This is a genomic window from Nonomuraea sp. NPDC052129 (assembly GCF_040680095.1).
Classification (GTDB): domain Bacteria; phylum Actinomycetota; class Actinomycetes; order Streptosporangiales; family Streptosporangiaceae; genus Nonomuraea.
The window spans coordinates 806465-820750 of sequence record NZ_JBFAVX010000001.1; the positions used below are offsets into that span (position 1 = coordinate 806465).

Sequence of the window (14286 nt, forward strand, 5' to 3'; positions counted from 1 at the left end):
TCTGAGGTGCTCGACAAGGGGGTCCTGACATGACGACGGCCGCCTCGTCGAGGCGGCCGGGGTGCGTATGCGCTAGGAGGACCGCCTAGAAGGCGGGCCACCAGGAGTACGAATACGCGTGCATGGGAGAAACCGTACCAGGCACGTGGGCGCCGTAGCCGCCGGGACACACCACATAAAGGACTACCGATCTATGTCGCGGACACCCATGCCGCCCTCGGCCCACGAGCGCTTAGGCTCGGAGACATGGCGAACGAGCTGACGGGGCGGACGGCGCTGGTCACGGGGGGCGGAGCCGGCATCGGAGCCGCCTGCGCGAGACGGCTGGCCGCCGGCGGGGCGAAGGTGCTGGTCGTCGACCGGAGCGCGGAGTCGGCGGAGAAGGTGGCCGCCGAGGTCGGCGGGGTGCCGGTGGTGGCCGACCTGAGCGATCCGGAGTTCGTCGGCGTGCTGCCGGACGGGCCCATCGACATCGTGGTCAACAACGCGGGGTTCCAGCACATGGCGCCGATCGAGGAGTTCCCGCCCGAGGTGTTCGCCACGATGCTGCGGGTCATGGTCGAGGCGCCCTTCCGGATCGCGCGGCATGTGCTGCCGGGCATGTACGCGCGGGGGTGGGGGCGGTTCGTCAACATCTCCTCGGTGCACGGGTTGCGGGCTTCGCCGTACAAGTCGGCGTACACGGCGGCCAAGCATGGGCTGGAGGGGTTCTCCAAGGCCCTCGCGCTCGAAGGGGCGCCCCATGGGGTGACCTCCACCTGCGTGTGCCCCGCCTACGTACGGACCGGGCTGGTCGAGGGCCAGATCGCCGACCAGGCGAAGATGCACGGCATCGACCCGGGCGAGGTGGTCGAGGACATCATGCTGCAGCCCGCGGCGATCAAGCGGCTGATCGAGCCCGACGAGGTGGCCGAACTGGTCGCCTACCTGTGTGGCCCCGCCGGGTCGTTCATCACCGGAGTCTCCGTGCCCCTCGACGGCGGCTGGACGGCACGCTAGCGACGCCATGATGAGCAGACAATTCCTCGAATTGCTGGCCAGGGAGGCGTCGGCGGTCGAGTTCGAGGGGCCGATCATCCAGGCCAGGGCCGAAGGTGCCGACGCGGCCACGGTCGAGGAGCTGGAGCTGGCCAAGGTCGACGCTCTCAAGGTGCGCGCGCTCCTGAAACGCCGGGCCAGGCGTGAAGCCGAGCTGTCGGCCCTCTACGACACCGCCAACGACCTGGCCGCGCTGCGTGACCTGGACGCGGTGCTGGAGGCGATCGTGCACCGGGCCAGGCAGCTGCTCGCGACCGACACCGCCTACCTCACGCTGCACGATCCGGCCCGCGGCGACACGTACATGCAGGTGACCGACGGCTCGATCTCGGCCAAGTTCCGGGCGCTCAGGCTGGCGATGGGGGCGGGGCTCGGCGGGCTGGTGGCGCAGAGCGCCACGCCGTACGCGACCGCCGACTATTTCGACGACGCCCGCTTCCACCACAAGAACCACATCGACGAGGCCGTCACCGAGGAGGGCCTGGTCGCGATCCTCGGTGTGCCGTTGCGGCTGGGGCAGCGGGTGATCGGCGTGCTGTTCGCGGCCAACCGCAGCCGCCGGCCGTTCCTGCAGGAAGAGGTGTCGCTGCTGGCGAGCCTGGCGGCGCACGCGGCCGTCGCGATCGACAACGCCAGGCTGCTGCAGGAGACCAGGAACGCCCTCGAAGAGCTGTCCACCGCGCACCGCACCGTCAGGGAGCACGGCCAGGCCGTCGAGCGGGCCGCGCTGGCCCACGACCGGATGACCTCGCTGGTGCTGCGCGGCGGCGGCATCGAGGACGTGGCCGCCGTGGTGACCGACGTGCTCGGCGGCTCGCTGGCCGTACTCGACGACCTGGGGCGGCCGATCACCGGAGACGTCGGCGAGCTGGACGCGGGCGTGTTCGAGGCCGCGCAGGCGTCCAGGGCGCTGGGCCGTACCGTGCGCAAGGCGGATCTGCTGATCGCCTCGGTGGACGTCGGCGGTGAGCCGCTCTGCACGCTGATCCTGCGCAGCGACGACGCCGACGAGCGCATCCTGGAGCGGGCGGCGCTGGTCTGCGCGCTGCTGCTGCTGTTCCGCCGGAGCGTCGCCGAGGCGGAGGGCCGGGTGCGGGGCGAGCTGCTCGACGACCTGATCTCCAGGCCCGGCTCCCCCGGCCTTGCCGACCGGGCCCGTCGGCTGGGCGTGGACCTGACCGCGCCGCACGTCGTGGTCGTGGTCCGGCATGACGGGCAGCGCGAGCGGGCCGCGTTCTGGGCGTCGTCGCAGGCCGCCGTACGCCATGGGCTGGCGGCGGGGCGGGCCGATGAGGTCGTGCTGCTGCTTCCCGGCGGCGACGCGGGCGCCATCGCGCAGCGCGTCGCGGCCGAGCTGAGCACGTCGCTGCACACGCCCGCCACGGCCGGAGCCTCCCGCAAGAGCGACGTGGCCGCGGCCTACCAGGAGGCCAGGCGTTGCGCGGAGGCGCTCATCGCGCTGGGCCGGGCGGGTGACGGCGCGAGCGCGAGCGAGCTGGGCTTCGTCGGCCTGCTGGTCGGCGACGGCCGCGACGTGCGCGGCTTCGTCGGCTCGGTGCTCGGCCCAGTGGTCGAGTACGACGCCCGCCGGGGCACCGTCCTGGCCGACACGCTCGCCGCCTACTTCGGCTCGGGGGGTTCGCCCTCCCGTACGGCCGAGGCCATGCACATCCACGTCAACACCGTCACCCAACGGCTCGACCGCGTCGGCAAGCTCCTGGGCGACGGCTGGCTGGAGCCGGAGCGGGCGCTGGAGATCCAGCTCGCCCTCCGCCTGCACCGGCTCGGCCACACATCCGCACCACAGACTGTGGGTCGCGACGCCATATGAGTGACGCCGGTCACTCCCTAGCGTGACGGCATGGCCACTTCCATCAAGAAGATCGTCGCCGCGAGCCTGATCGGCACCACCATCGAGTGGTACGACTTCTTCCTGTACGGCTCGGCAGCCGCCCTCGTCTTCAACAAGCTCTTCTTCCCCGACGCCGACCCCCTGACCGGGACGCTCCTGGCGTTCCTCACCTACGCCGTCGGGTTCATCGCCCGCCCGCTCGGCGGCCTGATCTTCGGCCACTTCGGCGACCGGCTCGGCCGCAAGCAGCTGCTGGTGGTCAGCCTGCTGCTGATGGGCGCCGCCACGTTCCTGATCGGCTGCCTGCCGACGTACGCGGGCGTGGGCGCCGCCGCGCCGCTGCTCCTGACCCTGCTCCGGCTGGTGCAGGGCTTCGCGCTGGGCGGCGAGTGGGGCGGCGCGGTGCTGATCGTCTCCGAGCACGGCGACGCGGCGCGGCGCGGCTTCTGGGCCTCCTGGCCGCAGGCCGGCGCGCCGGGCGGCAACCTGCTGGCCACCGGCGTGCTGGCGGTGCTGGCCGCCACGCAGTCGGACGAGGCGTTCCTGGCGTGGGGCTGGCGGGTGCCGTTCCTGCTGTCGGGCGTGCTGGTGCTGATCGGCCTGTGGATCCGGCTGTCGATCAGCGAGTCGCCGGTGTTCCAGCAGGCCGAGCCGGAGGAGACCGCGCCGATCATCGGGGTGCTGCGCCACCACTGGCGCGACGTCATCGTCGCGATCGGCGCGCGGCTGGCCGAGAACATCTCGTTCTACCTGCTCACGGTCTTCGTCATCACCTACGCGAAGACGAACAAGATCGAGAACACCACCGTGCTCAACGCCGTGCTGATCGCCTCGGCCATCCACTTCGTCACGATCCCGATGTGGGGCGCGCTGTCGGACCGGATCGGCCGCCGCCCGATGTACCTGGCCGGGGCCGCCGGCATCGGGCTGTGGATCTTCGCGTTCTTCCCGCTCGTCGACACCGGCAACTTCCTGGCGATCACGCTGGCCATCACCGTGGGCCTGCTCTTCCACGGCATGATGTACGGCCCGCAGGCGGCCTTCTTCGCCGAGCTGTTCGGCACCAGGATGCGCTACACCGGGGTGTCGATCGGCGCTCAGCTGTCGGCCATCGTGGCCGGGGCGCTGGCCCCGATCATCGCGGTCGCGCTGCTGAAGGGCTACGGCAGCGGCCTGCCGATCTCGGTCTACCTAGGCCTGGCGGCCGTCCTCACCCTGGTCGCCGTCTACGCCGCCAGGGAGACCCAGGGCCGCGACCTGGCGGAGAAGGTGAACGCGTGAAGGTCACCACGCCTCGGCTCACCCAGCACGTCCTGACCGTGGTGGGCCGGGACAGCGGCGAGCCCGCGCTGTTCGTGCACGGCAACGTCTCCTCCAGCGCGTTCTGGCGGGGCACCATGGCCGCGCTGCCCGAGGCGTACCGGCCGCTCGCGGTGGACCTGCGCGGGTTCGGCGAGACCGACCCCGAGCCGGTGGACGCCACGCGGGGCCTGCGCGACTACTCCGACGACCTGAGCGAGCTGATCGACCGGCTGGGCCTGGCGCGGGTCCACCTGGTCGGCTGGAGCATGGGCGGCGGCATCGTCCTGCGGCTGCTGCGCGACCGTCCCGGCACGGTCAGGAGCGTCACGCTGGTCAACCCCGTCTCGCCGTACGGCTACGGCGGCACGGAGGGCGCGGACGGCCGGCTCACCCACGCCGACGGCACCGGAGCGGGCGCCGGGGCCGCCAACCCCGACTTCGTGTCCCGCCTCAAGGCGGCCGACATGTCGGACGAATCCCCCACGTCTCCTCGCTCGGTGTTCCGGAGCACGTACGTGAAGAATCCGGTCCCCGACGAGGACTTCTACGTCCGCTCCATGCTCACCACCCGTGTCGGCGAGTCCCACTACCCGGGCAACCCTGTCGGCTCGGGGCAATGGCCGGGCGTCGCCCCAGGCAAGCACGGCGTGCTCAACGCCCTGGCCCCCACCCATTTCCGACTCGACGACCTGCACGAGATCGACCCCAAGCCGCCCATCCTGTGGATCAGGGGCGCCGATGACGTGATCGTCTCCGACACCTCTCTGTTCGACCTGGCCCACCTCGGTCAGTTGGGCGTGGTGCCCGGCTCGCCCGGCACCACCGCGCAGCCCATGGTGTCCCAGACCAGGGCCGTGCTCGACCGCTACGGCCGTTATCGGGAGGCCGTGCTGACGGAGTGCGGCCACAGCCCGCACCTGGAGCGTCCCGCCGACTTCCAGCGCCTGCTGGCCGACCATCTCGCGGAGTCCTGATGTTAGTCGCGTTAACCCTGGTGGCCAGCCTGCTGACCCCCGCCCAAGGCCTTACGGTGCCGGGCGCCGAGCACACCATCAGCGCCCGGCTCGACGACCTGACCACGGCGGGCACCGTCGGTACGGGCCACACCGATCCGGCCGACTGGGCCGGGCTGCACTCGGCGGCCACCGTCAACCCCACCGGCGTCCCCGGCCTCCAGATCGACGGCTACTTCCCCGACACCTCGGCCACCAACACCAACCACGGCTGGAACCACGACTCCCAGTTCGTCATCAGACTCCCCGAGAACTGGAACGGCGGCCTGGTCGTCACCGGCACCCCGGGCAACAGGGAGCAGTACGCCAACGACTTCACGATCTCCGACTGGGTCCTGTCGAAGGGCTACGCGTTCGCCGCCACGGACAAGGGCAACACCGGCCTGGAGTTCTACGCCGACGGCCGCCGCCCCGGAGACGCGATCGCCGAGTGGAACGAGCGCGTCACCCAGCTCACGGTGGCCGCCAAGGCCGTCGTCAGGCAGCGGTACGGCCGCCAGCCCCGGCGCACGTTCATGGCCGGCATCTCCAACGGCGGCTACCTTGTCCGCTGGCAGCTGGAGAACCGCGGTTGGCTCTACGACGGCGGCGTCGACTGGGAGGGCACGCTCTGGCGGGTCAAGGGCGACAACCTGCTCAACTTCCTGCCCCAGGCGCTGAAGGAGTCTCCCGAGCAGGCCGGCTTCGCCGCGGGCTCGGAGTTCTTGTGGCCCTTCCACCGGCAGTACTACTGGGAGCTCACCCAGCGGCTCTACCAGAAGGAGCTCGACCCCTCCTACGAGGGCGCCCCGGCGGACTACGACTACGACGCGCGCAAGCCGTACGCGGCCGTCGCCAAGATCGCGCTGACCGGCCGGATCACCAAGCCGCTCATCACCATCCACGGCACACTCGACTCGCTGCTGCCGATCTCGCGTGATTCCGACGTCTACGCCAAGATGGTCGGCCCGCACCGGCCGTTCCGCTATCACCGGGTCGAGGGCGGCAATCACCTCGACAGCCTGGTGGACGTCTACCCCGACAAGCTGAAGCCGATGCTGCCGGTCTTCAGAGACTCCTTCACCGAGCTGGAGAACTGGGTCAGTCCCTGAGGTAGCGATGCCTGCCCGCGCGCGCCAGCCGGACAATGTGCCGCGCGCCGGGCAGGCGGCGGCCGATCCGGTGCAGCAGCGTGTCCGTGCCCATCGCCGAGCGCCGCTCGGGGTCCACGGCGGCCGACGGCCGCACCTCGATCCTGCCTCTGCGCACCTCCAGCCCGAACCGCAGGCCGATCTCGTCGTCGGCGGTACGCAGCGAGGAGAGCCAGGCCCCGGGGCCGAGGCTGTCCTTTCCCGGCATCATCCGCTTGACCGGCACCTTGGCCACCAACTGGCCGGCGATCTTGCCCGGCACCCCCGGCTCGACCAGCGCGGGCGCGCTCACCTCGCGGGGCCGCCGCGCGGTGTTGCGCAGCACCAGCTCCAGCGCGGGACCGCCGCTCGGCGGCACGTACGGCACGGGCAGCACGACGTACAGATGCCCCTCCTGCCGCCGGATGATCACGCCGGGCGACACCAGCGCGATCGACTCCGAGAACGAGCGCGGCTCGACCGCCAGCCCGAGCTCGCCCGCGTCGCTCCAGCAGGGCACCACCAGGCGCATCCTGGGCCGCTGGGCGAGCACGCCGAGGCAGTTCAGCGGGCCGTCCGGGCGGCGGACCCGGCTCCTGGCCTGGTGCGCGCCGCCGAACATGCGGACGTGCACCTCCCACTGGCCGGCCTTGAGCGGCTCGCCGTGCGCCGCCGCCGCCACGTCGACCCTGGCCTCGCCGACGATCCGCACGCGGACGTGGCGGCGCCCGTCCTGGACCCGTTCGACCCGGTAGGCGACCGGCAGGTAGTGGATGACGCTCGTCTCGCTGTGCCGTACGTACACCTCGATGCGGGCCCGCTCGATGGCGGCGGTGACGTCCAGGACGCTGTCGGGCAGCAGCCTGGCGTCGACCGATCGGGGTGGCTGCCAGAGCAACCGCTCACCGTCCGTACGGAACCTGGTGGGCCACCCGTCACCGCCCAGAACCTCCACGGACAGGCCGAGCACCAGCACCTGCGCGTCCCAGCGGACTTCGCTCAGGTCCGCCCGCAGCCCGGCCCGGCCGGAGGAGTTGGCCAGGACGACGAGCTGGTCCAGCCGTCCGGTACGGACGAAGGTGGCCACGGCCCGCAGCTGGACCGGCAGGTAGCGGTCGAGGCGCTCGGGGAAGCTGTCGAGCACGAGCTGCCTGATCAACCTGAAGTGCATGCCCCGGTCCACGGACGAGGCGAAGAACCGGCTGCTCAGCAACGGCTTGAGCACGGTGGTGCGCAGCCAGTGGCCGTACATGCGGTCGCGCTGGCGCCCGTCGCTCACGTAGGCGTCGATGTCGGCCAGCAGGATCCGCAGCTCGGCCACGGTGGTGCGCGGGTCCTCCACGACCTCCTCGCGCTCGCCGATGTGGCAGCAGATCTGATCGGCCAGCACGGCGACGACCTTGGCCTGCAGGTAGGCCCGTACGGCGAACGCCTGCTCGGCCACCTGCCCGCCGGGCACGGCGAAGCCCAGCTCGTGCTCCTCCAGGAAGGCGCGGCGGTAGAGCTTGTGCGGGGTGAGCAGGCTGAGCAGCCGGTCGCGCAGGAGATCGGCGCGCCCCCTGCTGCGCACGAACGCGGTCACCGGCGGCCCCACGTCCCGCACCAGGCGGCCGACCAGCACGTCGGCGTCGGTCTCCACGGCCCGGTCGTGCATGCTCAGCAGGGCGCCGCGCTCCAGCCGGTCGCCCTGGTCCATCAGGTAGATGTAGTCGCCCTTGGCGGCGGCCATGCCGACGTTGCGGCCTCGCATCGGTGAGCCGGTGTGGGGCAGGTGCAGCACCCGGACGTTCCTGCGGACCGCGGCGACCGTGTCGAGCCGCTCCGCGATCCCGTCCATGGAACCGTCGTCCACGAAGATCACTTCATAGTCGTCCGCGGGCATGCTCTGCTCCAGGACGGAGCGGATGCACGCGTCAGCGCGGCTTCCCGGGTTGTGGACATTAACGATCACACTGACCTTCACACCCATGTGGTCAGCGTGCGCCGACCTATCTCATGGGGCGCGGTGGCTTGCCGATTGCAGAAGAAAAGATGGCTCGTTAATACCATCCGCTGGCCTGCGAGTGCCCCCAGGCGGCGCAGGGCGTGCCATAGCGGCCCTTGATGTAGCCGAGGCCCCACTTGATCTGCGTGGCCGCGTTGGTCTGCCAGTCGCCGCCCGCGCTGGCCATCTTGCTGCCGGGCAGGGACTGCGGGATGCCGTAGGCGCCGGAGTAGCGGTTCATGGCCCGCTCGTTCCAGCCGCTCTCCTTCTGCCAGAGCGACTCCAGGCAGCCCCACTGGTCGGCGCCGAAGCCCGCCCCGGACAGCATCTGCTTGGCGACGGCCTTGTTGCTGCCCGGCGAGGGGTTGCTGCCCGGCGGGAAGTTGGCGGGCGGGAACCCGTCGCCGCCCGGTGACTTCTTCTTGACCACGATCCAGTCGAGGTCGTCGGGCTTGCCGCCCTGGCGGCTCTCCTTGAGCTTGCGCGCCTGGTAGGCCTTGACCCCCGCCTCCTTGAGCGCGTCGCTGTCGGGGTCGGGCGCGTAGAGGTCGCCGCTGGCGATCCGGCCGAAGTCCTCCGCCGAGATGGGCGTGGGCGGCGTGTTGGCGTTCTGGATCGCTCGGTAGGCGACGAAGGCACCGCCGCCACAGACGACCACGACGGACAACCCGATGACCACCACGCGCTTCACTGTCCGCGAGGACGAACGGGCCGGTCGACGTGCCGAGCGGGGGGTTTCCGGCGCGGGGCGCTCACTCAACTGCGGACCAGGGCTCACGACCCATGAGCTTGCCCTGTCATAGGGGGTGGTCCGCAACCGAAACGGGATATCCGATTGGCGCCACATTTACTAACAGGCTGGTTGGCGCCCAGATTTACCAGCGGTGTGATTTTCATCACATCATCCGGCCCGCCCTTCGGGCGCCCGTCACCGAAGGGAGGGCCGCTTCTAGCGTGCCTGGCGTTGTTTTGGGTCTTGTGCGCGCCATGTCACAGTTTCATGACAGAACGCAGATAGTCGCAGCTGGGAAGAATAATGTCCGCGTGGCTGGCATCCTCCTCGTCGAAGACGACCCCTCCGTCCGCACGGCTCTAGAGCTGGCGCTGACCAGGCAGGGGCACTCCGTCACCTCGTACGCGACCGGCGAGGAAGCCCTCGACCACGTCAGGTCCCGCCGCCCTGAGATCGCGATCCTCGACGTCATGCTGCCCGGCATGGACGGGGTCGAGGTGTGCCGGCGCATCCGCCGGCTCGACCAGCTCCCGGTCATCCTGCTCACCGCGCGCGGCGACGACCTGGACGTGGTGGTCGGGCTGGAGGCGGGCGCCGACGACTACGTGGTCAAACCGGTCGAACCCCGGGTCCTGGACGCCCGCATCCGCGCCATCCTGCGCCGGGCCGAGTCCGCCGCCTCCGACCGGATCTCCTTCGGCGACCTCATGATCGACCGGGGCGCGCTGAAGGTCACGCTGGCCAGCAAGGAGATCCACCTGACGCCGACCGAGCTGCGGCTGCTGCTGGAGCTCGTACGGCATCCCGGCCAGGTGCTCAACCGGCGCTACCTGCTGCGGGCCGTCTGGGACCACACGCACGTGGCCGATTCGCGCCTGGTCGACGCCTGCGTGCAGCGGGTACGCGCGAAGATCGAGCCGAGACCGGCGGAGCCGGTGTTCATCCACACCGTGCGCGGGTTCGGTTACCGGTTCAGCCCTCCGTGATCCCGTTGCCCACCGGGCTGCGCGCGCGCCTGGTCATCACGTTCACCCTGGTCGCCGTCACCGCCTCCTTCCTCGTCGCCACCATCGGCTTCGAGCTGGCCAAGTCGGCGCTCATCAAACGGGCCGAGGACACCTCCATCGACCTGGTGACCAGGGAGCTGGGCCGCATCACCTTCCCGGTCGGCACGCTCCGGCAGGGCGAGGCCCCGCCCACCACCAAGAACCTGGAGAACGTCGCCCAGTCCCTCAACGGCCCGGGCCGCAGCGTCGTCGTCGAGTACAAGAACCTGGCCTACGCCGAAGGCCCGCTGAACATGAACGACGTGCCCAACGAGCTGTACGGCCGCGCCAAGCGAAACGTCGTCACCCAGCGCACCCTCATTCACGACGAGCTCTGGCTCATCGTGGGCGCCGAGGTCTACCGCAGTACCGACGCCGGACCCGAGGCCACCGGCCTGCGGGCTTTCGTGTTCTTCCCACTGCGCGACGACGAGCGCCAGCTGTCCACGCTCAGAGGCACGCTCACCCAGGGCGGCGCGGTCATCCTGCTGATCGCCCTGGTCGTGGCCTTACTGTCGGCCAGGCAGGTGCTGCTGCCCGTCAGGCGGCTCAGCGCCGCCGCGCAGGCGCTCGGTCAGGGCCGCCTGGACACGCGTCTGCCCGTACACGGTCAGGACGAGCTGGCCGAGCTCACCTCCAGGTTCAACGACGCGGCGGCGGCGCTGGAGCTCAGCGTGTCGGAGCTGCGCTCGCTGGAGGCGCTGTCGCGCCGCTTCGTCGCCGACGTCTCGCACGAGCTGCGCACCCCGCTCACTGCGATGACCGCCGTGGCCGACATGCTCTCCGAGGAGGCCGAGCGGCTGCCCAGCGCGCCCGCGGAGGCGGTACGCCTGGTGCTGCGGGAGATCGAGCGGCTGCGCGGCCTGGTCGAGCACCTCATCGAGATCAGCCGCTTCGACGCGGGCACGGCGACGCTCAACCTGGAACCGGTAAACGTGTGCGACGCCATCCACGACTGCCTGGAGGTACGCGGCTGGAGCGAGCAGGTGGAGGTGCACACCTCCCGCATCCTGACGGTCAACCTCGACCCGAGGAGGTTCGACGTCATCGTGGCCAACCTGGTCGGCAACGCGCTCAAGCACGGGCTGCCGCCGGTGGTGGTCAACGCCAGGGCCACGAAGAACGGGCTGGAGGTCAAGGTACGCGACCACGGCAAGGGCATCCCGGTCGAGGCGATGCCCCATGTGTTCGACCGCTTCTTCAAGGCCGGCGCGGGCCGGGCGCGCAGCCAGGGCAGCGGTCTCGGCCTGGCCATCGCGCGGGCCAACGTGCACCTGCACGGCGGCACCATCTCGGTGCGCCGGCAGGAGCCGGGCACGCTCTTCACGGTCTGGCTGCCTCATGGCTGACCGTCGTGCCCTTGTAGCGGCGCTCCTCGCTCTCTTCGCGGTGGCCGCCTGCGGCATCTCCCCCACGGACGTCGAGGAACGGGCCGCGCCGCCGGTCATCGAGGTGCCGCCGCCTTCGAAGACCATCTACCTGCTCAAGAACGGCAAACTGACACTGGAACCCGCCGACGTCGACTCCGACACGGTCAGCAGCCTGCTCACCGCCCTGTTCGACGCCTCCGGAATGCCGCTCGGCGACCGGGACACCGCCCTGCGCGGCTTCACCTTCGAGCGCATCGAGGACTCGCTGAACCCCATCCAGCGCGACGAGGTCCAGCTGCCGCGCACCTCGACGCTGACCGTCTTCATCAGGGGCGAGGGCACGCTCAGCAAACTGGCCAAGGCCCAGATCGTCTGTACGGCCCAGCAGGACGCCGCGTTCGAGCAGGTCAAGATCGTCCACCAGTACCCGGACGACCGCCCCTCCAAGACGGAGGGACGGTTCATCTGCGGCGACCTCAAGTGACCTAGAGCGTGATGTCCTCCAGCATCTCGGTCACCAGTGCGGCGATCGGCGAGCGCTCCGACCTGGTCAGCGTGACGTGCGCGAACAGCGGGTGGCCCTTCAGCTTCTCCACCACCGCCACTACGCCGTCGTGCCGGCCGACCCGCAGGTTGTCACGCTGGGCGATGTCGTGGGTGAGCACCACCCGGGAGTTGGCGCCGATCCTGCTCAGCACGGTCAGCAGCACCCCGCGCTCCAGCGACTGCGCCTCGTCCACGATCACGAACGCGTCGTGCAGCGACCGGCCACGGATGTGCGTGAGCGGCAGCACCTCCAGCATGCCGCGGTCGAGCACTTCCTCGATCACCTCGGGAGAGCTGACCGCGCCCAGGGTGTCGAAGACCGCCTGCGCCCACGGGCCCATCTTCTCGCCCTCGGAGCCGGGCAGGTAGCCGAGCTCCTGGCCGCCCACGGCGTACAGGGGGCGGAAGACGACGACCTTGCGGTGCTGGCGGCGCTCCAGCACGGCCTCCAGGCCCGCGCAGAGTGCCAGCGCCGACTTGCCGGTGCCCGCGCGCCCGCCCAGCGAGACGATCCCGATCTCCGGGTCCATCAGCAGGTCGAGCGCGATGCGCTGCTCGGCGGAGCGGCCGTGCAGGCCGAACACCTCCCGGTCGCCGCGCACCAGCCGCACCGACTTGTCCGGCAGCACGCGGCCGAGGGCCGAGCCCTTGGCCGACAGCATCCGCAGGCCCGTGTGCGTCGGCAGGTCTCTGGCCTCCTCCAGATCCGCCGTGCCGTGCTCGAAGAGTGTTCCCACGTCCTCCGTGGTCACCTGGACCTCGGCCATCCCGGTCCAGCCCGACTCGACCACCAGCTCGGCGCGGTATTCCTCCGCGGACAAGCCGATCGAGGCGGCCTTGACCCTCATGGGCAGGTCCTTGGAGACCAGCACGACATCGCAGCCCTCGGCGGCGAGCGAGCGCGCCACGGTCAGGATGCGGGTGTCATTGTCGCCAAGGCGGAACCCGACGGGCAGGATGGATGGATCACTGTGGTTGAGCTCAACCCTGATCGTGCCGTCTCCCGTGGGCATCGGCTCGTCCAGCCGGCCGTACTGAACTCGTAGATCGTCGAGGTAGCGCAAAGCTTTCCTCGCGAAATAGCCGAGTTCGGGGTGGTGTCGCTTGCCCTCCAGTTCGGTGATGACCACGATCGGGAGGACCACGTCGTGCTCCGCGAACCGGGTCATGGCCGCCGGGTCCGCTAGCAGGACCGAGGTGTCCAGCACGTACGTGCGCTTGGCCGGGTTGATCGAAGGGTTGCTCGAGGACACTGCCACACGTTCTCCCCCGGGCGCCCATCGGAACGGGCACCCTGCAGACGAGGTGGGAACCGGACCGGACCCGCGTCCCCGACCAAGACCTGTCGGCGGCGCCGGATTCCGGCCCCCCGCGGCAGGTGTTGGTGCAAAGGCGGGCCCTCTCCGGAGTGTCCGGCCTGTGACCGGACACTTATCACGTTACGTCCTGGATACCCAGTTGTCCCGTCAGGAACCGTAACGTCGGTGTCTCGCGGCGTAGTCGCGCAGCGCCCGCAGGAAGTCCACCCTGCGGAAGTCGGGCCAGTATGCCTCGTGGAAGTAGAACTCTGAGTGAGCGCTCTGCCACAGCATGAAGCCCGACAGGCGTTGCTCGCCTGAGGTCCGGATGAGAAGATCCGGGTCGGGTTGGCCGCGAGTGTAGAGATGCTCCGCGATGTGCTCGACATCGAGTACCTCGACGAGGTCCTCGATGCTGGCACCCTTGCTGGCGTGCTCCTGGAGGAGTGAGCGCACCGCATCGGCAATCTCACGCCTTCCTCCATACCCAACTGCAACGTTCACAATCAGGCCGGGACGGTGCGATGTGACTTCTTTTGCGTTTTTGAGGACATTCGCCGTGCGGTCGGGGAGCAGATCCAGCGCGCCGACCGGGCTGATCCGCCAGCCCGCCTCCACCAGTTCCCGCGTCACGTCCTCGATGATGCGCAGGAGCGGCTCCAGCTCCTCGCTCGGCCGGTTGAGGTTGTCGTTGGACAGCATCCAGATGGTGACCACCTCGACGCCGGTCTCGCGGCACCAGGTGACCAGCTCGGCTATCTTGTCGGCACCCTTGCGGTGACCACTCGCGACATCACGCATGCCCATGGCCCGCGCCCAGCGCCGGTTGCCGTCGATGATGACCCCGACGTGCCGGGGGACGCTGTCCTTCGACAGCTTGGTCTCCAGCCGGTGCTCGTACAGCCGGTAGACCAGATCGCGCAGGCCCACGGAGTCCTCCCCATCGGTGCCGTGCCTATGGTCGAATGACCCAACAGGCAATTATCACCGCGTTT

The 14286-nt window shown here is 70.1% G+C and carries 12 protein-coding genes; 8 read left to right on the top strand and 4 right to left on the bottom strand.

Translation table 11 applies throughout. The features are described from left to right. The first annotated feature begins 246 nt into the window (after positions 1 to 246). Genes AB0L53_RS03755 through AB0L53_RS03775 form a run of 5 tightly spaced genes read left to right on the top strand, consistent with a single transcriptional unit; the run spans position 247 to position 6296 of the window. A complete protein-coding gene (locus tag AB0L53_RS03755; protein ID WP_363989760.1) occupies positions 247 to 999 on the top strand; it encodes an SDR family NAD(P)-dependent oxidoreductase in 753 nt (250 codons plus the stop codon). 7 nt (positions 1000 to 1006) lie between these two features. Continuing rightward, a complete protein-coding gene (locus AB0L53_RS03760; RefSeq protein ID WP_363989763.1) occupies positions 1007 to 2869 on the top strand; it encodes a helix-turn-helix domain-containing protein in 1863 nt (620 codons plus the stop codon). 30 nt (positions 2870 to 2899) lie between these two features. After that, complete coding sequence (locus AB0L53_RS03765) at positions 2900 to 4171, top strand: MFS transporter (protein ID WP_363989766.1); 1272 nt, start codon at positions 2900 to 2902, stop codon at positions 4169 to 4171. Beyond that, positions 4168 to 5166 (top strand): alpha/beta hydrolase, encoded by a 999-nt coding sequence (locus tag AB0L53_RS03770; RefSeq protein ID WP_363989769.1) that lies wholly within the window; start codon positions 4168 to 4170, stop codon positions 5164 to 5166. Before AB0L53_RS03765 ends, AB0L53_RS03770 begins: the two co-directional genes overlap by 4 nt. Next, on the top strand, positions 5166 to 6296 hold the full coding sequence (locus tag AB0L53_RS03775; RefSeq protein ID WP_363989772.1) for a tannase/feruloyl esterase family alpha/beta hydrolase: 1131 nt from the start codon (positions 5166 to 5168) through the stop codon (positions 6294 to 6296). The genes AB0L53_RS03770 and AB0L53_RS03775 overlap by 1 nt, the downstream gene beginning before the upstream one ends. Here AB0L53_RS03775 and AB0L53_RS03780 read toward each other — a convergent pair. Next, complete coding sequence (locus AB0L53_RS03780) at positions 6286 to 8283, bottom strand: glycosyltransferase family 2 protein (protein WP_363989775.1); 1998 nt, start codon at positions 8281 to 8283, stop codon at positions 6286 to 6288. The two genes, AB0L53_RS03775 and AB0L53_RS03780, sit on opposite strands and share 11 nt — an antisense overlap. A gap of 70 nt (positions 8284 to 8353) precedes the next feature. Then, a complete protein-coding gene (locus AB0L53_RS03785; protein WP_363989778.1) occupies positions 8354 to 8989 on the bottom strand; it encodes a lytic transglycosylase domain-containing protein in 636 nt (211 codons plus the stop codon). 353 nt (positions 8990 to 9342) lie between these two features. Between AB0L53_RS03785 and AB0L53_RS03790 the strand changes: the two genes are divergently transcribed. Genes AB0L53_RS03790 through AB0L53_RS03800 form a run of 3 tightly spaced genes read left to right on the top strand, consistent with a single transcriptional unit; the run spans position 9343 to position 11931 of the window. Continuing rightward, entirely contained in the window at positions 9343 to 10017 is a 675-nt protein-coding gene (locus AB0L53_RS03790; protein WP_358448785.1) for a response regulator transcription factor, read from the top strand. After that, positions 10014 to 11426, top strand: coding sequence for a HAMP domain-containing sensor histidine kinase (locus tag AB0L53_RS03795; protein ID WP_363989781.1), 1413 nt, complete (start codon positions 10014 to 10016; stop codon positions 11424 to 11426). The genes AB0L53_RS03790 and AB0L53_RS03795 overlap by 4 nt, the downstream gene beginning before the upstream one ends. After that, positions 11419 to 11931, top strand: coding sequence for a hypothetical protein (locus AB0L53_RS03800; RefSeq protein WP_357944036.1), 513 nt, complete (start codon positions 11419 to 11421; stop codon positions 11929 to 11931). Before AB0L53_RS03795 ends, AB0L53_RS03800 begins: the two co-directional genes overlap by 8 nt. Before the next feature lies 1 nt (position 11932). Here the strand turns inward: AB0L53_RS03800 and AB0L53_RS03805 are convergent, their stop codons facing one another. After that, positions 11933 to 13252: a PhoH family protein gene (locus AB0L53_RS03805; protein ID WP_357944034.1), complete on the bottom strand. Its 1320-nt coding sequence runs from the start codon at positions 13250 to 13252 to the stop codon at positions 11933 to 11935. Positions 13253 to 13459: 207 nt separating this feature from the next. Continuing rightward, positions 13460 to 14221, bottom strand: a complete 762-nt coding sequence (locus AB0L53_RS03810) for an isoprenyl transferase (RefSeq protein ID WP_214639665.1) — start codon at positions 14219 to 14221, stop codon at positions 13460 to 13462. Positions 14222 to 14286 lie beyond the last annotated feature (65 nt).

Bases quoted from the DNA above. Each gene is read 5' to 3' on its own strand.
- AB0L53_RS03800 (WP_357944036.1), top strand. From the start codon at position 11,419: ATGGCTGACCGTCGTGCCCTTGTAGCGGCGCTCCTCGCTCTCTTCGCG.
- AB0L53_RS03765 (WP_363989766.1), top strand. From the start codon at position 2,900: ATGGCCACTTCCATCAAGAAGATCGTCGCCGCGAGCCTGATCGGCACC.
- AB0L53_RS03775 (WP_363989772.1), top strand. From the start codon at position 5,166: ATGTTAGTCGCGTTAACCCTGGTGGCCAGCCTGCTGACCCCCGCCCAA.
- AB0L53_RS03755 (WP_363989760.1), top strand. From the start codon at position 247: ATGGCGAACGAGCTGACGGGGCGGACGGCGCTGGTCACGGGGGGCGGA.
- AB0L53_RS03780 (WP_363989775.1), bottom strand. From the start codon at position 8,283: ATGGGTGTGAAGGTCAGTGTGATCGTTAATGTCCACAACCCGGGAAGC.
- AB0L53_RS03760 (WP_363989763.1), top strand. From the start codon at position 1,007: ATGATGAGCAGACAATTCCTCGAATTGCTGGCCAGGGAGGCGTCGGCG.